The sequence below is a fragment of the Psychrobacter sp. SCQQ22 genome, assembly GCF_015864605.1.
GTDB classification, from domain to species: Bacteria; Pseudomonadota; Gammaproteobacteria; order Pseudomonadales; family Moraxellaceae; genus Psychrobacter; species Psychrobacter fozii.
Genome location: NZ_JADYWZ010000001.1, coordinates 605,052 through 630,806 on the forward strand (window position 1 = coordinate 605,052; position 25,755 = coordinate 630,806).

Here is a 25,755-nt window from a genome sequence, read left to right on the forward strand (position 1 = left end):
TTTTTTGTTTATGTATTGAGAAAAGTGAGTTATTACATAAATTTATGAATCAATAATGTTATACTAGCTGCCCAAACATTCTGTAAATTGACAGAATGTACATTAGCATAGCTATCTGTATGATGAATTTATCAGTGTAGATTCTTGATTATATTGAAATTATTTGATTAACAGCACTTATGGTGCAGTCGTCTAAAAGTAAGTATTCAATATCTATCTGGTTGATGATAAAGGTTTATCCGGCGGCGCTTACTGCTACTGCATTTTTTAAGACGAAACGAGCATTTTATATGGCGAACGATATCAAACACCTGCGTAACATTGCAATTATTGCCCACGTTGACCACGGTAAAACAACTTTGGTTGATAAGTTATTACATCAGTCTGGTACTTTTGGCGACCGTGCAAACGTTGCTGAACGTGCAATGGATTCAGGCGATATTGAGCAAGAACGTGGTATTACTATTTTGGCTAAAAACACAGCTATCCGCTGGACAGATCAAACTGTAGATACAGAATACCGTATCAACATTGTTGACACCCCAGGTCACGCCGATTTCGGTGGTGAAGTTGAGCGTGTTATGTCAATGGTTGACTGCGTATTACTAGTTGTTGACGCTGTTGATGGTCCAATGCCTCAGACTCGTTTTGTAACGCAAAAAGCATTTGAGCAAGGTCTAAAGCCTATTGTTGTTATCAATAAAATTGACCGTCCTGGTTCGCGTCCTGATTGGGTAATGGATCAAATCTTTGATTTGTTTGATAACCTAGGTGCGACTGATGAGCAGCTTGATTTCCCAGTTGTTTATGCATCAGCATTGAACGGTGTTGCAGGTTTAGAAGCTGATAATTTAGCTGATGATATGACGCCACTATTCAAAACTATCGTTGATGTTGTACAGGCTCCACAGGTTGATGCAGATGCACCATTCCGCATGCAAATCTCAAGCCTTGACTACAACAGCTTTGTTGGTGTTATCGGTATTGGTCGTATCCAGCGTGGTAAAGTTAAATTGAACACGCAAGTAACTGTCATTGACAAGCATGGCAACACGCGTAATGGCCGTATTCTAAAAATCATGGGCTATCATGGTCTTGATCGTATTGATGTTGAAGATGCACAAGCTGGTGATATCGTTTGTATCACTGGTATTGACGCACTTAATATCTCAGATACGATTTGTGATCCAGCTAATGTTGAAGCATTACCAGCACTAACGGTAGATGAACCTACCGTATCAATGAATTTTCAAGTAAACAACTCACCGTTCGCTGGTCGTGATGGTAAGTTTGTGACGTCACGTAATATTCGTGAGCGTCTTGAGCGTGAATTGATTCATAACGTAGCACTACGTGTAGAAGACACAGAGTCTCCTGATAAATTTAAAGTATCAGGTCGCGGTGAGCTTCACTTATCTGTACTTATCGAAAACATGCGTCGTGAAGGTTTTGAGATGGGTGTTTCAGGCCCAGAAGTTATCGTTAAAGAAGTTGATGGTAAGTTACAAGAGCCGTATGAAAACGTTGTGTTCGATATTGAAGACGGGCATCAAGGTTCTATCATGGAGCAAGTTGGTCTACGCAAAGGCGAGATGACTAACATGGAACTTGATGGTAAAGGTCGTATGCGTATTGAAGCGACTATTCCTGCTCGTGGTCTGATTGGTTTCCGTTCTGAGTTCTTAACTCTGACTTCAGGCAGCGGTATCATGACTTCTAGCTTCTCACATTACGGTCCGCAAAAGATCGGTGATGTTGGTGGTCGCTCTAATGGTGTATTGGTTTCTATGGCTAAAGGTGTTTGCCTAGGCTTTGCACTATTTAACCTTCAAAAACGTGGTAAGTTATTTGCTGAGCCACAGCTTGAAGTTTACGAAGGTATGATTGTCGGTCTGAACTCTCGTAACGATGACATGACTGTTAACCCAACGACAGCTAAACAGCTAACCAACGTACGTGCTAGTGGTACTGATGAAGCATTGACGTTGACGCCAGCAGTTAAGTTTACGCTTGAGCAAGCACTTGAATTCATCCAAGATGACGAATTGGTTGAAGTAACCCCTAAAGCGATTCGTCTACGTAAGCGTTACTTGACTGAAAGTGAGCGTAAGCGTCACGGCCGTGGTAAAAAAGGTGCTTAATATCAATAAGTGGGTTACTTAGTAATTCATATCATTGATGTTTGACGCTGAAATTCAATGTCAGTAAAGATTTTCTGACATTGAAGCCGTTAAAAAATTAGCAGTATAAGGTGAGCGAATAGTGCTTCACTTTATACTGCTTTTTTTTGTGTTGTAATTTTGCAAAAATAGAGACAGAATGAATAGTCATATTAATATATTCAATAATTACTATTAAAGCCAATTGTGGCGATAACTAGACAGTTATATCTGTTTATAGATAAATTTTGGGGAAAAATAATGAGTATGGTATCTGAGTTTAAAGAGTTTGCGTTAAAAGGTAATGTGATGGACCTAGCAGTTGGTGTCATCATTGGTGGTGCTTTCGCAACCATCACAACTTCTCTCGTGGCAGACATTATCATGCCTATCGTCGCCTTTATATTCGGTGGCGAAATTGACTTTAAGAACATGTTCTTAGTATTAGGGGACGCACCTGAAGGTATTGCTATGACCTATGACGCACTTAAAGAATCGGGTGTTCCAGTATTAGCATACGGTAACTTTATTACGGTGCTTATTAACTTCCTAATTTTAGCGTTCATTATCTTTATGATGGTCAGAACGGTAAATAAAATGCGCCGTGCTCAAGAAGTAGAAGAAGTGGTAGAGGCCATTGTGGAACCTTCGGAAGAGGTACTATTACTTCGTGAAATTAGTGCCAAGTTAAGTAATACTGACATCTCTAAATAAAGTCATTTAATGTAGTGAATAAAACAATAAAAAAGGCTAACGTCGCGTTAGCCTTTTTTATTGTCAATTTACAAACAAATTAGATTTAGTATCTATATATTATAATGCAATATACTTAAAAATAACTGCTTATGGATTAACGATTACGTAGTCGTTTGTATTGATTAAAATTTCTGATGGTTGGTCGACGACGATACGCACAAGGTTGTTATCATTTGCTTGTGACTTATAATAGTTGTCTTCAGCAACAGAGCAACCTAAGCAACGGCCCATCGCATCCCAAGGCTCGACGAATAGCTTCTGCTGCGCTTGATCTGCGTTACCACCGATTAGGGAGAAAGGCAGGCTAACAAGGTAGAGTGCAGTACCAGCAACGGCACCGACCAGTTGAAGAGGCTTACCTACGGTAGCATCCGCAACCATGGTTCCATAGGAAGGCCCAAAGTCAGTTTCATCAATCTCTATTGCGGCCAAGGCTGGCTGCATGCTAGCGACCAACAGACTTAAGCTGGTAGCAACAGTAAAAGCTTTTTGCTTAACTGTGCGTTGTTTCTTGGCTTTAACAGTCATAACGATATCCTAAAATTCACAATTGGTATGATTAGTGGCTGCTGATATTTCTACAAAAAAATATCCTCGCAGCGATAGGTAAGCTAAATATTACAGATAAATAAACCGTATGCACTATTTATGTAAGTGTTATTACTATTAAAGCAAGATGTGCGTTAATAAGCAACAAAAATGCGCATGATATGCTGGTTTGAATGAAAAAATATAAGACATTCAAATGAAATTACTACGCTGTTGATTGTAGATCGAAACGGGTAGGTAAAATTACTGAAAATTATGGTTAACCCATTGGTTGACAACTAGGGCAAAAGACACTGGCTCGGCCATTAAGCTTGATATTCTCAAGTGTTGTCTGACAATGTGGACACGCTTCACCTTGTCTACCGTAAACGTTTAGTGTCTGCTGAAAGTAACCTGTTTGACCGCTAGCAACGGTAAAATCTCGTAGTGTCGAACCGCCAAGTGCTATCGCTTTTTTTAGGATAACTTTAATGTGATCAACTAAAATGACAATCTGATCATACGATAGTTGATGAGAAGGTGTGGCCGGGTGGATGCCTGATAAATATAAGCTTTCTGTGGCATAGATATTCCCTACACCTACTACCACTTGCTGTTCCATGATAACTGACTTGATAGGGCGGGAGATAGGTTGCTTTTTTGATTTAGCTTTATTTGTGACTGTGGACTCGGCGTTTTCACCAGATACGCTTGTACGTTGAATCAAGTGGTATAGATAGTCCGCAGTAAATTCATCTGAAAGTGGCTCAGGACCTAGGTGGTCCAATAGCTTGGCACTATAATCTTGATACCATAATACCGAGCCAAATCGTCTTGGGTCATAATAGTGTAGCTGGGATTTGGTATTATCAGCATTATTGAACACTATTACTAAATGGTCGTGCTTGCGTTTATCCGTGCCATAACTATGCTGCTGTAAGCTACCTGACATGCCTAAATGAACTAAAAGCTGTCGAGGTGCTAGCTTATTAGATTGCGCCACTGAGCTACTATCATTAGATGACGCAGGTAAAAAGTTCAGTATTAAATATTTTGCTCGGCGCTCGACACTATCTAGTGTGAAATTAACCAAGATATCTAAGTCATCGGGCATCGCCCAGCGTAACTTCGGCTGGAATATTTTTACATCGATAACCTGTTGCCCTAGTAATGGCGCTAGGCTAGTTTTGGTCGTTTCTACTTCAGGCAATTCAGGCATGATATTTCTATGGCAACTTTATGATTAAATGGATATGTATAGCTAGGCTTGTATTTAAACGACGGCGCGGCGAGCATGCAAGATGCCATGCTGTTGCTCTAACTTAGCCAAGAGCTTAGACAAATGAGCCAGTCCCGAAACTTCAATATGAAATTTCAAAAAGGCAATATTATCGTCATTACTAAGTGTCTGAACCTGACGAATATTGACGTTTTCTTTATCAATAATTTGTGTCAAGTCACGCAATAGCCCTCGTCTATCATAAGCCTCTACATGGATGTCAACCGGTTGATAACGACCAGATTGTACTCGCCAAGCGGCTTCTATCGCACGCTCAGGGTCTCGCTCGATGAGACGCGAATACTCAGGGCAGCCACGATTATGGACACTGACCCCTCGTGACAAAGTAATGTAACCAGCAATTGGCTCACCGTGTACAGGGTGACAGCAACCTGCTAAATTAACTTCAATATTATCCAGACCGTCAACGTGAATCTTATAGGCATCAAGTTTGCCAGTGTCTCTATTATCTACACTGGGTATAAAGTCTTCAGGAGGCCTTTCAGGCTCTAGATGTAGCTGTCGCGAGATATGGCTGGTTAACTGGTTTAGACCGATATCACCGGTGACCAGTCCGACGATAATATCATCGGTAGTATTGGCATTGAAATGCTGAAGATAATCGTTCAAATCGATACTGTTTGGATGTACCGATAGTCGTTCCAGCTCTTTGCTGAGCATTTGACGACCAATCTCAATATTCTTATCACGGTCTTGTTTGTTAAACCATTGTCTTAATTTCGAGCGTGCACGGTTGGTGTGAATATAACCGAGCGAGGCAACCAGCCAATCGCGATTAGGTTCACGTGATGCCTTAGTGATGATTTCAACTTGTTCACCCGTTTTGAGCTGATAGGTGAGCGGTACATAGCGTTGATTGACTCGAGCAGCTTGCGCACGATTGCCAACTTGAGTATGCACGTAGTAAGCAAAATCAAGAACGGTCGCACCTTTTGGTAATTCGGTAATATCACCATCACGGCTGAAGATATAAATACGTTCTAGCTCATCAAAATCAACGAGTTGTTCTTCTTCGTCGAGTTCTATCTCATCTAGATCCTCACCTGTTAACGACGATGACCGTAGCTGATTGCGTGTTTCATTATTAATAGATAAGAGCTGACGCAGAGAGCTGATTCTTTGATTAAGGTAATTATCTTTTTTATTCTTCAAACCTTCTTTGTAGTTAACATGCGCGCACATGCCAAGCTCTGCTTCAAAATGCATCTCATGTGTACGAATCTGTACTTCAAGAGATTTGTTTTTCGCAATCACAGCAGTATGTAGCGAGCGATACCCGTTAGATTTTGGATTGGTGATATAGTCATCAAACTGTTCAGGGATATAACGCCATAATCCATGGACCAAACCTAAGACGTGGTAGCAGTCTGAAGGGTTGGTAACCAGTACTCGCAATGCACGAATATCATAAAGCTGATCGAATGATAAGCCTTTGAGCTTCATTTTTCGGTAAATCGAATAGATATGTTTGACACGCCCAGAAACCTCACCTTCGATGTTGGCTTCTGCTAACGCTTCATTGAGTTTGTTTTGCACGCGCTGAATATAGGACTCACGCTCACTGCGTTTTTCGGATAGTAGCTTAGCAATCTCTTTGTAGCGATCAGGCGCAAGATAGCGAAAAGCTAAATCCTCAAGTTCCCATTTTAGTTGTGCGATGCCCAGTCGATGCGCTAACGGGGCGTAGATAGTCATGACTTCACGTGCGACACGATTTTGCCTAGCTACACTAGAGAAAGTCAGCTCACGCATGGCAAAGGTACGCTCAGACAGCTTAATCAGTACGACGCGTACATCGTTAGTGACAGAGATGAGCATGCTATAAATATTGGATAGCTGGTCACGCTGATTGTTCACGAAGTGATCTTCTAAGCGCTTATTACTCTCGATAATCTCAGACAGCTTACCCATTGCCAAGGCATCTTTGACTAAGGTGGATATATCAGACCCAAAGTTTTTTTCTATCTCAGCGAGACTAATAATAGATTTACGCGCACTGCGATAGAGCATGGCAGCAACAAGTGCATCTTCATCTTGATAAAGATAGGTCAATATGTCGGTCATACCAATACCAGTGACATAAGCGCCTGAGCGTTCAGACTCGCTAGTATTCATATGATTGCGAATAAATTCACAAGCAGCATGCAGGTTAGGGACAGAGTCTTGACCAATACGTTTGGCCACATTGTCTAGCCAAGTGGGGACGTCGATATTAACCTGATCTAAGTCAATAGCTTCAATTTCTACTTCAGAGAGCGTATTGTTATCATCCAACAGCGGATTATCAGAATACTCGTTCTCAAGCTTTGGATCATGGCTATGAAAAGCATGTAAGGCTGAGCGATCAAAAGTGGTGTGTAGCTTATGAGTTGCTAGCTGGTATTTGATATCGAGCGGGATTTGGGCATAGCTATTGGCAGACTGATGAGAGCGTTGGCTCGCAACCAGCTGGGCTGCAAGCGTTGCACTATCGGCTTGTGTGGTCTGTCCATCCACTAGCGGTAATCCTTCACGAATTTTTACCATAGCCGACTCCTCTTAGCTATTTTGAATTGAGTATAACCCCGTCTACTGTACACACATTTCAAATTTGTACTTTCATAAAGTATTAGATATAAACCAATACGACTGCTAAAAAGTGATTTTTAGCAGCTAGAAAATGCGTGTAAAATATATAAAGCTATGAGTATGAACGTTTACTAAGTTCTGATTTTCTAAACATAGAAAAGTTGTTTACTATTATCCCATTTTGAGATGACAAATCAAGCAAGGCTATGTAATGTCTGCTGTTAATCAGGATAAATAACTGTTATTTATTAACGCTGCTGCATCCAGATTTTGGATGAGTGTAAACTGCTATAGTTATTCCACTATAGAAGTATTACTGCGTTGACCTCGCTTGACGTATTTAATATACGCCGACACTCGATTGCCTTGCACTACTTTCAAATTGAATTGACTATATAAACACAGCTATTTTGCACGCTCAGTAGCTCACTTAAGAAGCAAGAGATTAAACGGCCACTTTTTCGAAGCGAGCGATAGACTCAACATGGCCAGTATGGCAGAACATATCCATCACGCCAGCATGTGTTAGACGATAGCCTTGTTCTAGCAGCGCTTTTGTATCACGTGCAAGTGTCGCAGGATTACAAGAAACGTAAACTATTCGCTCAGCATTAAATTTCGGCAAATACTGCATAATCTCCCAAGCACCAGAGCGCGGTGGATCAATCAGTAGCGCATCAAACCCTTGGTTAGCCCAAGGCTTATCAGTGCAATCATGTGTCAAATCTTGGCTATAAAACTCAGTATTGTTTATACCATTGCGACGTGCATTATCTGCTGCGCGTGCGGTCATGGCTTCGCTTCCTTCCACGCCGACTACGGAACCTGTCTCACCGACGAGTCGCGCAAGTGGTAAGCTAAAGTTACCCAAGCCGCTAAATAAGTCTAGCACGCGTTCACCTGCTTTTAGGTCTAATAAATCGCAAGCGAGTTTGGTCATTTGACGATTCACAGATAGATTGACTTGAGTGAAGTCAGTCGGGATAAATTCAAAGGTCAGATCGTACTCTGGCAATTGGTAATACAGACGTCCAAACTGCTGGCTCATGTCATCCGCATCCGTCAATGCAATACGTTGGATACTATCAGCCCCTTTAGACTGTAGATATAACTGCCAATTACGTGCCGCAAAAAATACTTTTAGCTTTTCTACATCACCGTCTGATAATGGCTCTAAGTTACGCACAATAAGGGCAACAGGTTGATTGCCATCTGGTAGCTCAGGTACTTGCTCACCCATTGCCAATTCAAGCTGGGCAATCTTATTACGACTCTCCAACGTGCTGATCAAGGATTTTAAGTTTTCAATCTCAAAACCAATGCGTGGGTCTAAGATATGACACTCATTTAACTCCGCTAAAAAGTTACTTGAGCGCTCACGGAAACCAACCAAAGCCGTTTCTTTTTTGGTGACATAACGCACACCCAGACGTGCTTTGGTACGATAGCCAAGGCGATCACCAACCACAGGGGCAAGCCAGTTATCAGGCTCTACATTGGCTTGGTGTATAAGCATCTCGGCTAGTACAGATTGCTTAAAGCTAATTTGACTTTCTGGCTGCCAATGTTGCAAGTTACAGCCACCGCAAACGCCAAAATGAGGGCAGGGTGGTACAGTACGTTCAGGATTTGGGTTGGCAGTGATGCTGACTGCATCGCCTTCCTCAAAACTGGCACGGCTATTGGTGATTTTGACCAATGCGCTTTCACCTGGCAGCGCAAAACTGACAAAGGTTGTTTTGCCATGCTTGTCTTCAGCATGACCATCGTCAACCCCAAAACCATTGCCATAGATAGCAACACCGCGACCATCATGCGACAATCTATCGATGGTAAAAGGAATCGGTTCTGCATCTTTTAGGCGACGACGTGTTTTTGATGATGGCTTAGATTTTTTCTTATTTGGTGGAACGACGATGGATTGTCTATCGTCAGTTTGTGGCACTGCGTCAGATGCTATAGACGTTTTTGAATCGGTGGGTTGCATAAACCTGCCTTAATAATAAATGATAAATAACAAAGAAATAAAAGTAAAAGTGACTGCTTAAAATGCGGTATTTTTATGAGTTGGGTGCAGATGACCAGTCAGCTATGAAGGCTTGATGACGTATGCTGCCATCTGCTTGGGTATGTTTTACTAAATAGTCATAGCTCTGCTGCTGCCAACTATCAAAGTCTTGTGAGGACAGTTGCCCCGTTAGACGCAACCAGCGCAGATATATAAGCCACGTATTCATGACGTCAGACTCGCAATAGATGGATAGCGCTTGCCAATCCTCATTAGTAACCAGGTCACCAACCATGCTGCCATCAATATTAGTTTTGCCGGGTAGGCCATAAAGGCTTGCGACAATATCCATGGCTTCGCGGTGGCTGGCACCGTACTGACTAAACCTGTCCATCAAATCAAGATGACGAGTGTGGAAGCGGTTAATATAGTTATCAAAGCGCATGTTTTTGATGCGATCGCCTTCTTCAAATAACCATGGCGCTGACAAATCGTACTGCATGGCGCGATATATCAACACAGGGATATCAAAACCTGAGCCGTTCCAACTGATCAGTTGCGGTAGTTTTTCAAGATCGCTGAATGCTCGAACGAATTTAGTGAGAATGTCTTTTTCGCTAAATTTATCTGCAGTCAACGAAAACAATGAAAAATTGCCGTCTTTAATATATAAAGCAGAAATACAGACAATACGCTGTAATGGCAGGCGCATAAAGTCGTGCCCAGCTTCTTGCATACGGATAGCTGTCAAAGCACTTAGCGTATCCGCATCATTGAGTTCAGCCAACTGCGGATAGATACGGCGCGCCGCATCCGTATCGGCGACAGTCTCGATATTAAAAACCAGTATAGGGTCGGAAGGTCGAGCTTGTGACATAGTTAATCCTGACTATTTATCAATTTATCGTCAATCCAACATATAAGAGTGACAGCATTAATCTCTCTTAAATTGAACCAACGATATTGAGCAGCGTTGTCTGTTCGTTACTTAACTTCTAGGCTGCTATCATCGACATCGCTGTCAACAACGTTATACAAACCTGTTGATAAGTAACGGTCACCACGATCGCATACGATAAAGGCAATAATGGCATTAGGATTTTCTTTAGCGACCTGTACTGCTGCCCATGCCGCTGCCCCTGAAGAAACGCCTGCGAAGATGCCTTCAGTTTTGGCCAGTTTGCGCATATAGACTTCTGCGACACGCTGATTAATATCCATGACTTCGTCGACTAAGTCCGCATCGAAGATACCAGGCATGTAAGCGGCAGGCCAACGACGGATACCTGCAATCGCAGCTTCTTCATCAGGTTGCAAGCCGATGATTCTGATATCAGGATTTTGTTCTTTCAGATATCGTGAGACACCTGTGATAGTACCAGTAGTGCCCATTGAGCTAATAAAATGCGTGATTTTACCTTCAGTTTGCGCCCACAGTTCAGGCCCTGTGGTGAGGTAATGCGCCTGACTATTATCAGGGTTGTTGAACTGATCTAATACAATGCCTTCACCCGCTGTCTGCATTTGCAATGCCAAATCACGTGCTGCTTCTATCCCTTCATCAACCTCGATTAACGTTGCACCATAGGCAATCATGGCATCTTTACGCTCTTGGGTTGAGTTGGTTGGCATCAGCAGTGTTATTGGATAGCCACGCATCGCCGCGACCATGGCTAAGGCAATACCCGTATTACCGCTAGTCGCTTCAATTAACATGTCGCCAGGCTTGATGTTACCACGCTGTTCTGCTTGATAAATCATGTTAAAAGCAGGACGGTCTTTGACAGAGCCAGCAGGGTTATTACCCTCAAGCTTGGCCAATAACGCAGCGCCATTGGTTAACTGCTCTGTCTCAGGTAGACGTTGCAATTTAACCAACGGCGTTTGACCGACGCAATCAGCTAGCGTCGTCACTTGAGTAATATAGTTAGCCTTTAACATAGCCGGAGCGGACATAAAGTATCCTTATTAATTTTAAAATTGATTTTTGAATAATAGTGTATTTCTTAAATATAATTTTAGTTTTTGAGTCAAGATGTTAATACGGTTACTATCAAGGTAAGCTAATGATTTCGTAGTTGATTGTATTGTGACAATCACAAAAAAATAGCAACCGGTAGAAAGTTGCGTCATTATATCATTTTGTTTTTGGCTACGCTGATGGCATCAGCAGATTTTGGTAAATGAGTGGTGTCTAGAAATAGCTAGACAGTTAAAAGACAGTTGCGGCATCAATCATTAGCCATATCATCGATGATAAGATTGACACCTATAAATGCTGTTAAAATAGCTGAGATATTTATAAAGTTTATTCTTAGGCAAAATAGCTTGCCGCTGCTATTGATATCGTCAGTTCAATATAATTTAGATACTAGAAAGCCGAGTGAAAGTACTACAAGTAGTAGACTAAGCGAGACTGATACCGTATCCAGTTTATAGAGAATAGGCGATACATAGCAAAAATCCCAGTAGAGAGTGACGATAGCATGGCATACAAAAAACGTTTTGATACTAGCAGTGCGTATGACCAATTAATCATATTGGTGTTTTTACCAATTTGTGTGTTGGCTGCTGTCGGCGGTATTTTGGTGTTTTATGAAACCATGCGTGCCAGTAATTCAGAGCAAGGCGTCTTGGCTGAGGCCGTGCTGATTCGCTATACACCAGTGATTGAAGACCTCATTCCTGAACTGTTAGAGCAAGAGCGCAATCAAGACATCAGTGAAATTCATGTAGGTAACACGCCGCAAACTGTGATTACCAAGCTAGAAGATATCCAAGATAAATTGGGTCGTATGCAGTCTGAGCAGCACGTACAGCGCATAGCCATTATTGATGAAAACAATCAAGTACTCGCAGCAGTCGGTTATGGATTAAATGAATCGTGGCCTGCAATAGATACCAAAGCAAAGTTTTTATCGCAAGAACTAACGCCTATTGGTACGGCTTATGGCAGTGTGTTGGGTGAGTTTGAAGGGCAAAGATTGTGGTTGCTTGTCGATATGGACAATGAGCCGCTGTATATTGCGCGTTATCGTATTGCTATGGCGTTAGTGATTACGGGCTTATTCACTATTCTAATTCTATTACTTAGTTTAAATATTTATTCAAAGCGCTGGATAGCACCTATCTACGAGCTGCGATTACAGCTACAGCGTACCCATGTCGATAACCTATATTATCCCATTCCAGTTGAGTCGGATGGAGAGCTGAACTTGCTACAGCAAGATTTGGTTAGGACGTTGCGCCGCTTGCATATGAGCTTTCAAGAGCTTAAAGATCATGCTGAGCAAACCGAAGACGATTTGCGTTTGGCATTTGATGAGATGGAGATGCAAAACATCTCTATTCGTAATGCGCGTGATGCGGCTATCTCAACCAGCCAAGCCAAGTCAGCATTCTTGGCCAATATCAGCCATGAGTTGCGTACACCTCTTAATAGTATCGATGGTTTTATTAATCTGCTAGCACGTCATGGTGAGTTAAACCCTGAGCAAGATTTGTATGTGCAAACCATACGTAAGTCTTCTGCGCATTTACTTGCACTGGTCAATGACGTCTTAGATTTCTCCAAAATTGAAGCGGGGAAACTGGTACTCGATCGCCATGAGTTTGATCTCTATGACACCATCTATGATGTGGTTGATATGCTGTCTCCAGTCTCAGCAGAGAAAGGTTTGCGCATGGCCGTGCTGTTTTATAATGATGTGCCGATGCGTATCAACGGTGATGCTCTGCGTCTCAAGCAAGTACTGACCAATATCGTGGGCAATGCGATTAAGTTCACCGATAGCGGTGATGTGGTGGTGCGTGTTAGCTTGGATGATCATCGCGACAACTACCTAATGATTAGTGTACAGGATAGTGGCAAAGGCATTTCTCTAGAAGATCAGAAAATGCTGTTCCAGAGCTTTAGCCAAGGCGACCCATCAATTACCCGTCAATACGGCGGTACAGGGTTGGGTCTGGTCATCTCTAAGCAGCTCACGCGATTGATGGGCGGTGATATCGGTTTTCATGATAATGCACAAGAGAATATTGCCAATCAAGGCGCAACGTTTTGGTTTCGTATGCCAGCACATGTCGATGTGTTAGAAGCCGCTACTGGTCAGACGATTGAGCTACCAGTCTTGGCGCCGCTGGCGAGTGAGACCGATGAGTTTAATGTACTGGTATGGATTAATCATACGGCATCTATTCAAGTGCTCAAAGCCAGCTTACAGTATTTGCCGATTACCCTTACTCAAGCGAACTCATTACCCGGCGTGCTCGAGTCATTAAAAGAACGCGGCAATTATTGGGATTGGGTCATCGTTGATGATGATACACAAGACGACATGATGGCACTGCTAAAACAAATTCGTCTACATTATCAGGGCAAGCTTGCCGTGTTTGGCTACCAAGTGGCGGCCGACCAAGCGCTCTTAAATCGCTATCACGCCAACATATTGTATGAGCCATTAGATAAAAGGCAGCTCTATGCCATGCTAGATACGCAGAAACGCAGTGTTGCAAAAAGCCTGCAAGAGCCACGATGGAAAGGGGTGACGGTACTGGCAGTCGATGACCATCTACCCAACTTACTGGTGCTAGATGCTTTGCTGAGCGAGCTGGGTATTCAAGTGGTGACAGCGAGTAGTGGTTTTGACGCCATAGAAATTATCAGTAAGCAACAAACCAAACATACTAAATCATCGAAAAATGACAAGCAAAGTCTGTCAAATAAAACCCAGATATCTAAAGCAGAAGCTCGCGATGAGGTGAATAAAAAATCAAACAGTGCGCTTTATGAAGAGGCAAATACTGAAGATAAAGCGGCTACTCAGGATAAAGGCAGTATTGATTTAATCTTTATGGATATTCAAATGCCGCGCATGTCAGGGCATGAGGCAGCCCGCCAAATTCGTAATATTGAGAGTGATGATAACCGTATTCCTATCATTGCTCTGACGGCACATGGATTGGCTGACGAGCGTGACAAGCTCATTGCCAGTGGCATCAACGACTATGTTGGTAAGCCTATTAGTCAGCCGCAGTTACTGCAAGTACTACAGAAATGGCTTGGACGTACAACAACATCAGAATCGATGCTGCTGCCTGACACTGATTTACAAGGTATTGGTTTGAATGAAAGTGATTTGTCAGAACAGGGCTTAGGCGCTATCGATCCGGTAATCGGTCACTCGATAAGCAATAACGCTCAATTTAGTGATTGGCAAAATAGAGATATTGAAAATCAGTCAACTTGGCCTGCTGATTCGACTGTCACGACAAGTTCTATGTCAAAAAGTAATGGGATTACTAGAGATGGCGTATCTGATAGCGTAAATCCGCAAAAGATTACTCGCCCTTTATCATTGAAGAAAATTCGTGATGACTACCTGCGAGATAGTCAGCCTCGTGACGATCATAGACGAGAACCACCGCGTGAGACTCAGCCTCGTTATGAAGGATTACACTTAAACAAACATGGACAAGTACCACTACTATCTGCACCAAATAAACTGACAGGTAGTTCCCATGACGAAGTAAGCGCTCGTACAGATTCGGCAGCATATGAACAAAGCAGAAAGGGTCTAGACGGCAATAATTATCCCAGTAAACATAACCTACATGATGGTCATGTTGGGGCTAACGATATTGACGCTTCAAATATTCTAGATTGGCAAGACGCGCTCAATCGCTCAGCGAATAAACCTGATTTGGCTGCCAAGCTCATTATTATGATGCTTGACACCATAAATGATGAAAAGCAGGCATTAACTCAGGCATGGGCAACTGGGGATCGTAACATGCTAGCGCAAATTGCCCATCGCATATTAGGTGGCAGTCGTTATACAGGTGTACCGCAGTTACGTCAGGCCAGTCAAGACCTAGAAGATAAATGCTTATTGAATGTGCAGCATACGACTCCCGCTCAGTTTGCTATGCTTGAGCCGTATTATGAAGGGTTAATAGCAGCGTTAAATAATTTGCAGATGCTAGATTTATCTGGCTATCCTCAGCTTAATTATCATCGTTTAAGTGAAAATGATATGACGTGGAAAATGATCTAACCGAACAATAAGATAGGTTGTTAGCTATAAAGTCTATGATTTTTTGATAAGTGGCTTTTTGATAAGTAGCTTTTTGATAAATGGCTTTGTGACAGTTCATGAGCGTTTTATATACGACACTTTATATATAGTCGACTCAATGTAATTTGGATACAAGGAAGGTGAGTGAAAGTGTTACAAGTAGTAGACTAAATGAGACTGACACCGTGTCCAGTTCATAGAGGATTGAATATAGTACCGTCGCAGTCAGTTATTGCTGCGGTAGGGTAGAGATAAGCCTGCTAATATTGGGGTCTGTTGAACCTTAAAATATCAGCACTATATGTTATTCATTAATAAGGATTGTTATGAGCCCAATTGCCACTGACCAGTATGAAACCTTAAAAGTTGCTATCACTGATAATATATTGACGGTGACGCTGAATCGCCCACACAAAAAAAACGCCATGAGTTTCAAAGTAGTGAGTGAATTGATTGCTTTGGCAGGCCGTATTAGCAAAGATAAGATGATAAGAGCGGTTATTTTAAATGGTGCAGAAGGCACGTTCTGTGCAGGTATCGATTTGGGTGATTTAAACCATCCAAAAAACAAGGCATTTGCATTTTGGGAACTCATAAAGCCATGGCAGAGCTCGTTCCAACGCGTTTGTCTTGCTTGGCGCGATGTGCCTGTACCAGTGATTGCTGTATTAGAAGGTTATTGTATTGGTGCAGGGCTGCAATTGGCGCTGGCTTGCGATGTGCGCATCAGCCATCCCGATTGTCAGCTGTCTATTATGGAAGCCAAGTGGGGCCTAGTACCAGATATGGGCTTGACCCAATCGGCGTTTGGCGTGGTGCGAGAGGATGTGCTCAAAGAGTTGGCCATGAGTGCACGTATCATTGATGCTAATGAAGGTAAGGCATTAGGGCTTGTCAGTCATTGTAGTGAGACACCACTTGAGCAGGCTCAGCAGCTTGCCGCTGAATTTGCAGAGCGCTCTCCTGATGCCGTACTAGCCAGTAAGCGTATCATCAATGCCATGCATCATCAGCCAGCGACAACTTTATATAAAGAAAAAGTATGGCAGCTCAAAATGATGCTTGGTCAAAACCGCAAACTTGCGCTCAGAAAAGCCAAGCAAGCCAGTACTGCATTTGGCAAACGTCAGTTCCGCTAATCGATTTTTTATTAAACAAATCGTCATTTATATTTTAGGCATTCATTGTATAGTCGATTCAATTTAAAAGTCGTACAAGGCAACCAAGTGTAGAGGTATATTAAATACGTCAAGTGAGGTTAACGCAGTAATACTTTTATAGTGAAATGACTATAGTGATTAGCGATTGTTTTATTAACGTTATACTTCCATTGAAATACAAGCAGATAGTGCGATATAGCATTGTCTGTTTGTACAGATGTATGTAACTATACACTATTGTTGTTAATAGCCTTTGCTAGCGATATTAAGTAAAGGTTAAAACAATGCAAGTATGAATAATAAAATAAAAATCACTATATAAAATGGCCTAAATATGTCTGCTCAAAAATCCTCCCTGTCTAACAAACCTATCGCTTCTGAGCGCGTACGCTCTGCTGATTTGCCCGTTGCATGGATTATGATGCTCGGACTTATCGTCGCGGTAGGGCCATTGTCTATCGATATGTATCTACCGGCACTACCGTCGATGGCAGATGACTTTGGTGTCTCCACTGCCTTTATGGCCAACTCTGTACCAGCTTATTTTTTAGGTTTGGTATTTGGTCAGCTGTTTTATGGGCCCTTTAGTGATCGTGTTGGTCGAGTAAAGCCATTATATATAGGCATGACGTTATATGTCATCGCCTCAATTGTCTGTGCGACCACTGATAATGAATATGTATTATTTGTTGGACGTACGATGCAAGCACTTGGCGCTTGTGTCGGAGCGGTAGTCACTCGTGCAGCGATTCGAGATCGTTTGACTGCTAAACAAACAGCCAAAGCATTCTCTATTATGATTTTGGTGATGGGGTTGGCACCAATATTAGCACCATCATTGGGTGCGCTGTTTTTACAGTTCTCTAGCTGGCACTCTATTTTTTGGTTTTTGGCGGCCTTTGGTACGCTTAATTTGTTGCTTACGAAGTTTTTCTTTTTTGAAACACTGACTGAAGAAAACCGAAATGTACGCCCTGCAAAAGAAGTACTTAGTCAGTACTGGGATTTGTTAAAAGACAAAACATTTAACTATCCAGCGATTGGTGGTGGTTTGCTGATGGGAGCCATGTTTGTCTACATCAGCTCAGCTTCTGAATTAATTATGGATACTTATGGCGTATCGGCAACGCATTTTGGTTGGTTGTTTGGTATGAACGCAGCAGGCTTTGTGGGCCTGACTCAGCTAAATCAATGGTTGACCAATCGCTTTCGTATTCTAAGTATTTTACGCTTTGGTGCGATGATGCAGGTTATTTCTGCAGGCGTACTTTTCGTCGTAGGACTGTTTTTGGGTACAGATGCTTGGCTACCATTGGTACTTGCCTGTATCTTCTTTTGTATTTCAGGTTTAGGTCTGACTCAGCCAAATGCTTCTGCTATTGCCCTTGCTTTCCAAAAGCGCCGTGCTGGTATGGCAAGTGCATTACAAGGCTCACTGATGTTCTCTGTTGGTATTTTCGGTGGATTATTATTAAACCTATTTCCGGTCAATCCAGTACTCAAAATTGGTATTGCCATGTTTGCATTAATGGGTCTCGGTTGTTTCTTGATCTGGCAAATAGATCGTAACTTAAATTTGGATGATGCTGAGTAGGCATAAAATATGCAATATTTTTTTAATTGTGTTTTAAGAAGCATTTATACGTTCGGTACGTATAAATGCTTTTTTTATGTCTCGTAAGTTCTTTAAAATATATAAAAATCAATTATTAAACATAGGGTTATTGAAAATAGAATCCTAAGAAATAAACTTATATATATGGAGTAGCTTTCTTTTTGCAGAGCGTATTTTATGAATTACTAAACATAGTTATTGCAATCATAAATTTAGATAAGTATTATCAATACGTAACTTTCTGTAAGGAAATATTACGAACATATTGTATAACCTTGCTAAATTATTTTTCACTGAAATGTATAACAACGTTAAGCGTAAAGGGTAGATTATGATGCAGTTATATCGAGTGTTACCAGTTGTATTGAGTGTCGGCCTATTTGGCTGTGGTAACTCTTCCACTCAAGAAAATACTAATTCGGCTGATGCGCCAGTAACGGAAAGTAAGAATGACTTTGTTAGCAATCTGCCTGATACAGCACCAGTTATTAAGGTTGGTACTGAAGCCAATTACGCTCCCTATGAGTTCAAAGATGAATATGGAAATGTAACGGGCTTCGATATAGAGCTGATGCAATATATTGGTGAAAACCAAGGTTTTAAAGTTGAAGTTTATAATGATCCTTGGGAAGGGTTATTTGACAACTTGGATAATAAAAGTCGAGATATGGTAGCAGCAGGTCTCACTTATAGCAGCGAGCGTGCTAGCAAATACCTACTTTCGGATGCTTATGCACCTCTTCCTACTAGCCTTGTATATTTAGACGACTCATTAAATATTAAATCATTAAATGACTTGAGTACTTTAAGAGTGGGTGTGTTGACCAGTTCAGAACCTTATGAATACTTCGCGCAAGGTACGTATAAGCTAGGTTCTTTAGAGCAGTATCCGACTACGTTTGCAGCAGTAGAAGCGATGGCACAAGACAAAGTTGATGCTGTAGTTGATGATTCTGGTGTACTGCGCTATACGTTAAATGATTTGCCAAGTTTGCAACCACGATATTTTGATTATGAAAGTATCAGAGCAGATGGTGCTCGCAAAGTGTTTTTAGTTGATAAGAGCCAACCTGATTTACTCAAAAAAGTAAATACAGGATTAAAAGGCCTAAAAGAAGATGGTACGTACGCAAAGTTAACCACCAAATGGTTCGGTACTGATTTGACCAAAGCCTCTTTGGAGCAACAAGAAATGTTGCAGTAGCCTCAAGCGTAGTCGTTATGGAACGTATTATTTTTAAATAAACCATAAATATAAATTTATCTATAGTCAATTCAATATAATTTGGATACAAGAAAGCCGAGCGAAAGTACTACAAGTAGTAGACTCAGCGAGACTGACACCGTATCCAATTTATAGAGAATGGACTATATACATTGAAAGGATTCTGCTATGACTATATCAACTCACAACGGTAACTCCCGTTATCGGGGTTTGATCTTGTCGATTGCTGCCTTCTTGGCATTGATTGGAATACTGCTCGCCTTTACGTTTTATACCTCAAGTGTTCTTGAGCGCAATACCACATTAGTAAATATATCGAATAAAACAGCCAATAATGCTCAGGCTATTATTAAAGATTTGTTCGATTTACAAGGTAGTGTGGGTGAGCATATCAATTCTCCTCACCAAAAACGTGTAAGAGAAAGACTAGAAAGCAATACACAAGGTATTGATCAACTACTTGCGAGTATGCGTGAAGGTTCTGAATATATTGATGCTTCTGGTAATGCTCATCAGATCCCTAGTATCAAAACGGCAACGGAATTGGCTGCATTGGAAGGGGCACAGCAAGATTGGAGTGAACTAAAACCACTGATCGCAAAATATCTCGAAGGCGCTGGTGATATCCGGGTTGACTCTTCAGATGAGTTGGCATTGGCTTATGAGCAAGCGAAAACCTCTAGCTTGAGTATGAACGATGCGCTAGACCAGTTGACTAATGAAGTTTATGAAGAAACAGAACGTCAAGCGACGACCATTCGTCTTATTCAGGTACTTGGTGTTGCCGCTATCTTCACCTACTTTCTAATCTTCGTATTCTTCTTTGTACGCCGTTTGCGTGAAACGGATGCTGAAGCATTCGCTGCTCGTCGCGAGACACAAGAAATTATGGAAACGGTAAGTACGGGTCTATTCTTGCTTGATAAAGATCTGAATATTGGTCAACAGCATTCTAAAGCACTAAACGGTATTATCGGTTCTGATCAGTTATCAGGAGAGAACTTTGCCAATGTTTTACGTGGCCGTATTTCTGATAAGGATTTGAAGACAACAGAGCAGTTTATTGAGCAGCTCTACAATCCACGAGTTAAAGAAAAATTGGTGAATTCTCTCAATCCTTTGCATAAGGTGATGTTGCATAATGCGTCTGGCAGTAAAGCAACAGATAATCGCTTCTTAGACTTCAAGTTTTCACGAGTTTATGATGATAAAGACATTGCCCGTATTTTGGTTAACGTCAATGATGTATCAGATGCCGTTTACTTAGAGCAGCGTTTAGAGAAAGAGCGCTCACAAAATGATATGCAAATTGAGATGTTAACCACTATCTTGAATGTAAATCCGAAGATTATTAATGAGTTCATTATTAATACTCAGATGCATATCGAAAAAATGAATAATATCTTGAAAAATCCTGGTAGCTCGCAGTATGAGCTTGAAGGGAAACTAAAAGCTATTTATCGCGAGATGCATAGTTTAAAAGGTGAGGCATCTGCGCTAAAACTACACAGCTTTACGAAGATTGCTTCTGATGCGGAAGATAAATTGCACGCATTACAGAACCAAGGTCAGCTATCTGGCAATGACTTCTTGCCATTGGCAGTACATTTAGATGACTTATTAAGCTTATCAAATACCATCTCGACGTTAGGTGAGCGTATCAACCGCTCAGCACCAACGACGTCAAAACCTGCAGAAGAATCGCTTATACTAAGTGATGATATTGCTAAAAATAGCACATCAAAAACAGTCATGGTCGAGACGTCAGTATCAACTGACTCAGTCGATAGTGTTGATATCGATGGCGGTCAGGATATTGATTTAGATAGTGACGACGATGATAGTCTTTTGTCTTTTTATGAAGGATTTGTAAAAGATATTGCTGAAAGACAAGGTAAGCAAGTGCAGGTAAAGAGTAGTACACTAACGCAAGTGCATATACCAGAACATGTAGCAAAGCCATTTAAAGAAATGAGTATTCAACTGCTACGTAATGCTGTGGTGCATGGTATCGAAGCGCCAAGTGTTCGTCATTTGACTGGTAAGGCTGAGGTAGGAACCATTGATCTAGAAATACAAAATAATGATTCGAACTTCATGCTGATTGTACAAGATGATGGTCAAGGTATCGATTATGATAGCATTCGTACTAAATTAAGCACAGAAGGTCGTTTTAGTATTGAAGAAGCCAATAAGTTGACTAAAGGTCAGTTACTTAAGCAGCTGTTTTCTTCAGGATTTTCTACCAAAGATGATGCAGATGAAGACGGCGGCCGCGGTGTCGGTCTTGATATCATCAAAGCGAAAGTAAAAGATTACGATGGTAAGCTTAATGTGAATAGTGAGCTGGGTCAGATGACACGGTTTGTTATTACATTGCCTAAAGCTTAATTAAAAATAGCAAGTTATATTGTCAGGGACGACAAGCACTTCATTAAAGGTAATAAGTCAGTTATGTATAAGTTAATGATTGTTGATGATTCAAATATTATTAGAAATCGTATTCAGCGCGCGTACGATTCAGGGCAATTTATGTTGGTTGCTACGGCCACCAGTGGTGTTCAAGCTATCGAAAAGTTTAATATTCATCGTCCTGATGTGATCACGATGGACTTGACCATGCCACAAATGGATGGTCTCGAATGCATTGAAAAAATCATTGAGATTGATCCTGATGTACGTATTTTAGTAGTGTCAGCGTTATCTGACAAAGCCACTGGCATTGAAGCGTTGTCGTTGGGTGCCAGCGGATTTTTATGCAAGCCTTTTTCTGAAGAAGAGCTTGTCGAGTCTTTGTATGAATTGATGCAAGACTAAACCCTTCAACGACTTAAGTAGATGTTATTATGAAAGAACAAAAGCTACAGATTTTTTTAAATATTATCAGTAACTATTTTAATCAGTTTGGTGGAGAGGAGCTCGTCGCAGACACTCCTTATTTGTTAGAAAACAAACAGCCAAAAGTTCATGACTATACGGGTGTCATCGGTATATCAGGTGGGCAAAAAGGCGTGGTGTATTTTTCGGCAACCCGTCAGTTATTGTCTTCTATATTAGACAGCATGGGTGAAACGGACAAAAGTGATGAAAATTATATAGATTTGGCTGGCGAAGTGGCCAATACTATCGCAGGTAATGCACGCAAAGAGTTTGGATCAGAGTTTCATATCTCTGTGCCACTTGTGTTCAAAGGCTCTCCACAAAGTATTGTGTTGCCGAACAATGAGCGTTCTTTTATTATCCCCATCACTTGGCATTCACAAGTTGGCGAGATTGTGGTTTGTTTACAAGATTAACGACACTGCCGCGTAATAAAGACGGATATTAATATATTATGGTCAAAGTAGAAAAACTAGGTGTGTTTCTTAGCTCAATCAATGCATTTTTTGCACAGATTGATGGCTCAGAAGTATCTATTGATACCCCTTATCTGAATCATAACAGAAGTGCTATTGGTTATGATTATAGTGGTGTGATTGAAATATCTGGCCCTCTCGAAGGCTGCGTGTACGTGAGTGCACCAAGCGTGATGTTACGAGAGGTGTTAAAAGTCATGGGAGAGCCTGACTCATCAATTATAATGATGAAAGATTTGCTGGGTGAAATGGCCAATACTATCTCTGGTAATGCTCGTACAGAGTTTGGTTCTGAGTTCATTATCTCTCCACCGCATATTGTAGAAAGTGCGCCTAGCGTGTCTTATTTGCCTAAAGACCGCCAAAGCTATGTCACGCCATTTACTTGGCATGGTCATAAAGCTGTGATAGGTATTTGCATTGCATAGCCTAATATAGCGCAAATGATATGCAGCCAAAGTAATTCCCGAAAAAGCGACGCATCTGTGTCGCTTTTTTTGTCTGTTAATATGGTGATATCTCACTTTTACTTTGCTGCGTTATACTGATAAATTACTGGCGATTACAGTAAGTTATATGATAAAATACGGCGCAGCTATTTTATAATTTGCTTTATAGTTTAGGTTTGAGAGTATTTCTGAAATCTGAGCATAGCTTCTTTTTTAAACCAACCAATGACACACACATCATGGCAAAGAATTGCTGGGTGTTTGGCGACTTGATTAATTTGCAAAAAAGTTAGTGCTTTCTCAATAAACATTAACCATTAGCAGATGCGTGTCGCTAGATAGGCAGTTTTTGTGATGTGGAGGCATAACCCAACCAATAGGAATATTTCACATGGCTACAAAGAATCCAACCAAAATCGAAATGCGCGACTTACTACAAGCCGGCGCTCACTTTGGTCACCAAACACGTTTTTGGAACCCAAAAATGGGACCATACATCTTTGGTGCACGTAACAAGATTCACATCATCAACTTAGAGCACACAGTAAAAGCGTTTAACGAAGCATTGACTTACGTAAACGGCTTAGCTGCTAAGAAAAACAAAGTATTGTTTGTTGGTACTAAACGCGCTGCAAGCGGCATCATCCGTGAGCAAGCTGCTCGCGCTGGCATGCCATACGTTGACCATCGCTGGTTAGGTGGTATGTTGACTAACTGGAAAACACTACGCCAGTCAATCAATCGTCTAAAAGAGCTTGAGAAGCAAGCAGAAGACGGTACTTTCGCTAAGCTAACTAAGCGTGAAGCGTTAGAGCGTACTCGCGATATGGAAAAACTTGAGCGTTCACTAGGCGGTATTAAAGACATGGGCGGCCTACCTGACGCTATCTTTGTTGTAGACGTAGATCATGAAGCGATCGCTATCAAAGAAGCCAAGAATTTGGGTATCCCAGTTATCGGTATCGTTGATACTAACTCTAGCCCAGATAACGTTGATTACATCATTCCAGCTAACGATGATGCTATCCGTGCTGTGACTTTGTATGTTACTTCTATGGCTGATTCTATCATTGCCGGTAAAGAATACGCACAAACTCAAGCTGGCGGCAAAGCTGAGCAAGAAGCACCTGCTGCTACTGAAGAAGCTCCAGCTGCAGAAGAAGCTGCTACTCCAGCAGAATAAATAGCTGGCCTGAAAGGTTTAACGTTGTAAGGATAACTTGATAGTACCGTTATCAATATCCATATAACGTTATTAACAGCGTACAAGCTTACAATAGGCATGATGTAGTTTTACTCGTCATGCCTTGTTGTTGATGGATAGCTCGTTAATAGGCGAGTATTATCGCCTATACCTTCTGTCGCTATATACAGTTCCTGTGATAACGACATAACGGACGCTTTCCTCACAATAAGAGCGACACCGTACAACTTGATTGTATAGCTAGATAGTAAAGCAACATCAGCAAAAATTAAGCACGATAGTTGAATTCAAATAATTCTGATACAACGATGTAGCGGATTTATATGGACTTAACTGTACCTCACATAACAATACTAAGGTGACTCTTATGTCAGAAGTAAAAGTATCTGCCAAAATGGTAAAAGAATTGCGTGACCGTACTGGTCTTGGCATGATGGAATGTAAAAAAGCGTTAGAAGAATCAAACGGCGATGTTGAAACTGCCATTGATAACTTGCGTAAATCTGGTCAAGCCAAAGCAGCTAAAAAAGCGGGTAACATCGCAGCTGACGGCGCAATCATCATCGCTCAAGGCGAAAACAAAGCATTCTTGTTAGAAGTTAACTGTCAGACTGACTTCGTTGCAAAAGACGAAAACTTCAATGCTTTTGCAGAGCAAGTAGCTAGCATCGCTCTAGAAAACAACGAGACTAATGTTGCTGCTATTGCTGAATTACCATATGGTAATGGCCAAAGCGTTGAAGAAGCACGTGTATCACTAGTACAAAAAATCGGTGAGAACATTCAGATCCGCCGTGTTGAAGTACTTGAAGGTGCAAACATCGCTGCATACCGTCATGGTCTACGTATCGGTGTAGTGGTTTCTTTCGAAGGCGGCGCTGCAGACACTGGTAAGAACCTTGCCATGCATATCGCTGCGTTCAACCCTGTTGCGATTGATGACGAAGACGTTGCTGCTGATTTGTTAGCGCGCGAAAAAGACATCATCGAAGCAAAAGCTCGTGAGTCTGGCAAGCCTGACAACATCGTTGAAAAAATGATCGAAGGTGGCCTGCGTAAGTACCTAGAAGAAGTTACTTTATTGCGTCAGCCGTACGTTATGGACAACGACAAAAAAGTTGGTGATGTATTAAAAGCTGAAGGCGTAAAAGTACTTGGTTTCAAACGTCTAGAAGTTGGCGAAGGCATTGAGAAGAAGCAAGAAGATTTTGCTGCTGAAGTTGCGGCTACTCAAGCAGCTAACAAGTAAGTTTTTACATTGGAAATGGCTATGCGTGTGGAGTGAAATTTTATTCAGCATTCATAGTCTGACTCTATCACCTGCATTATAAGAGGTAAGATAGAGTCTCC

General features: G+C 41.4%; 18 protein-coding genes. 12 read left to right on the forward strand and 6 right to left on the reverse strand.

From position 1 onward, the window contains the following. Positions 1–290: 290 nt before the first annotated feature. Positions 291–2,141, forward strand: coding sequence for a translational GTPase TypA (typA, locus tag I6E84_RS02525; RefSeq protein WP_110921739.1), 1,851 nt, complete (start codon positions 291–293; stop codon positions 2,139–2,141). A 279-nt stretch (positions 2,142–2,420) separates the two neighbouring features. Next, positions 2,421–2,873, forward strand: coding sequence for a large conductance mechanosensitive channel protein MscL (gene mscL, locus I6E84_RS02530; RefSeq protein ID WP_110921738.1), 453 nt, complete (start codon positions 2,421–2,423; stop codon positions 2,871–2,873). Between the two features lie 129 nt (positions 2,874–3,002). Here the strand turns inward: mscL and I6E84_RS02535 are convergent, their stop codons facing one another. The 6 genes from I6E84_RS02535 to cysM form a co-directional block, all read right to left on the reverse strand. Beyond that, positions 3,003–3,443: a hypothetical protein gene (locus I6E84_RS02535; protein WP_110921737.1), complete on the reverse strand. Its 441-nt coding sequence runs from the start codon at positions 3,441–3,443 to the stop codon at positions 3,003–3,005. A gap of 280 nt (positions 3,444–3,723) precedes the next feature. Next, entirely contained in the window at positions 3,724–4,662 is a 939-nt protein-coding gene (gene mutM / locus I6E84_RS02540; RefSeq protein WP_197099847.1) for a bifunctional DNA-formamidopyrimidine glycosylase/DNA-(apurinic or apyrimidinic site) lyase, read from the reverse strand. A gap of 54 nt (positions 4,663–4,716) precedes the next feature. Beyond that, a complete protein-coding gene (locus I6E84_RS02545; protein WP_197215889.1) occupies positions 4,717–7,269 on the reverse strand; it encodes a RelA/SpoT family protein in 2,553 nt (850 codons plus the stop codon). A gap of 487 nt (positions 7,270–7,756) precedes the next feature. Further along, positions 7,757–9,298, reverse strand: a complete 1,542-nt coding sequence (gene rlmD / locus I6E84_RS02550) for a 23S rRNA (uracil(1939)-C(5))-methyltransferase RlmD (RefSeq protein ID WP_197215890.1) — start codon at positions 9,296–9,298, stop codon at positions 7,757–7,759. A 73-nt stretch (positions 9,299–9,371) separates the two neighbouring features. After that, positions 9,372–10,196, reverse strand: a complete 825-nt coding sequence (locus I6E84_RS02555; RefSeq protein ID WP_110921733.1) for a 3'-5' exonuclease — start codon at positions 10,194–10,196, stop codon at positions 9,372–9,374. Between the two features lie 107 nt (positions 10,197–10,303). Further along, positions 10,304–11,275, reverse strand: a complete 972-nt coding sequence (gene cysM / locus I6E84_RS02560) for a cysteine synthase CysM (RefSeq protein WP_413786925.1) — start codon at positions 11,273–11,275, stop codon at positions 10,304–10,306. Positions 11,276–11,805: 530 nt separating this feature from the next. Between cysM and I6E84_RS02565 the strand changes: the two genes are divergently transcribed. The 10 genes from I6E84_RS02565 (at position 11,806) to tsf (ending at position 25,654) form a co-directional block, all read left to right on the forward strand. Continuing rightward, positions 11,806–15,375, forward strand: coding sequence for a hybrid sensor histidine kinase/response regulator (locus tag I6E84_RS02565; protein ID WP_197215891.1), 3,570 nt, complete (start codon positions 11,806–11,808; stop codon positions 15,373–15,375). A 347-nt stretch (positions 15,376–15,722) separates the two neighbouring features. Further along, the gene (locus I6E84_RS02570; protein ID WP_197215893.1) at positions 15,723–16,535 is read left to right on the forward strand and encodes a crotonase/enoyl-CoA hydratase family protein; all 813 of its coding nucleotides are present in this window, start codon (positions 15,723–15,725) and stop codon (positions 16,533–16,535) included. 355 nt (positions 16,536–16,890) lie between these two features. After that, a complete protein-coding gene (locus I6E84_RS02575) occupies positions 16,891–18,150 on the forward strand; it encodes a multidrug effflux MFS transporter (protein ID WP_197215894.1) in 1,260 nt (419 codons plus the stop codon). A gap of 352 nt (positions 18,151–18,502) precedes the next feature. After that, positions 18,503–19,375: a substrate-binding periplasmic protein gene (locus tag I6E84_RS02580; protein ID WP_197215896.1), complete on the forward strand. Its 873-nt coding sequence runs from the start codon at positions 18,503–18,505 to the stop codon at positions 19,373–19,375. Between the two features lie 189 nt (positions 19,376–19,564). Beyond that, on the forward strand, positions 19,565–21,787 hold the full coding sequence (locus I6E84_RS02585; protein WP_197215898.1) for an ATP-binding protein: 2,223 nt from the start codon (positions 19,565–19,567) through the stop codon (positions 21,785–21,787). A 63-nt stretch (positions 21,788–21,850) separates the two neighbouring features. Further along, a complete protein-coding gene (locus tag I6E84_RS02590; protein WP_110921727.1) occupies positions 21,851–22,213 on the forward strand; it encodes a response regulator in 363 nt (120 codons plus the stop codon). Positions 22,214–22,242: 29 nt separating this feature from the next. Continuing rightward, entirely contained in the window at positions 22,243–22,692 is a 450-nt protein-coding gene (locus I6E84_RS02595; RefSeq protein ID WP_197215899.1) for a chemotaxis protein CheX, read from the forward strand. A gap of 38 nt (positions 22,693–22,730) precedes the next feature. Then, a complete protein-coding gene (locus I6E84_RS02600) occupies positions 22,731–23,180 on the forward strand; it encodes a chemotaxis protein CheX (protein ID WP_197099855.1) in 450 nt (149 codons plus the stop codon). Between the two features lie 412 nt (positions 23,181–23,592). Then, on the forward strand, positions 23,593–24,384 hold the full coding sequence (gene rpsB / locus I6E84_RS02605) for a 30S ribosomal protein S2 (protein WP_110921724.1): 792 nt from the start codon (positions 23,593–23,595) through the stop codon (positions 24,382–24,384). A gap of 388 nt (positions 24,385–24,772) precedes the next feature. Then, positions 24,773–25,654, forward strand: a complete 882-nt coding sequence (gene tsf, locus I6E84_RS02610; RefSeq protein ID WP_110921723.1) for a translation elongation factor Ts — start codon at positions 24,773–24,775, stop codon at positions 25,652–25,654. Positions 25,655–25,755 lie beyond the last annotated feature (101 nt).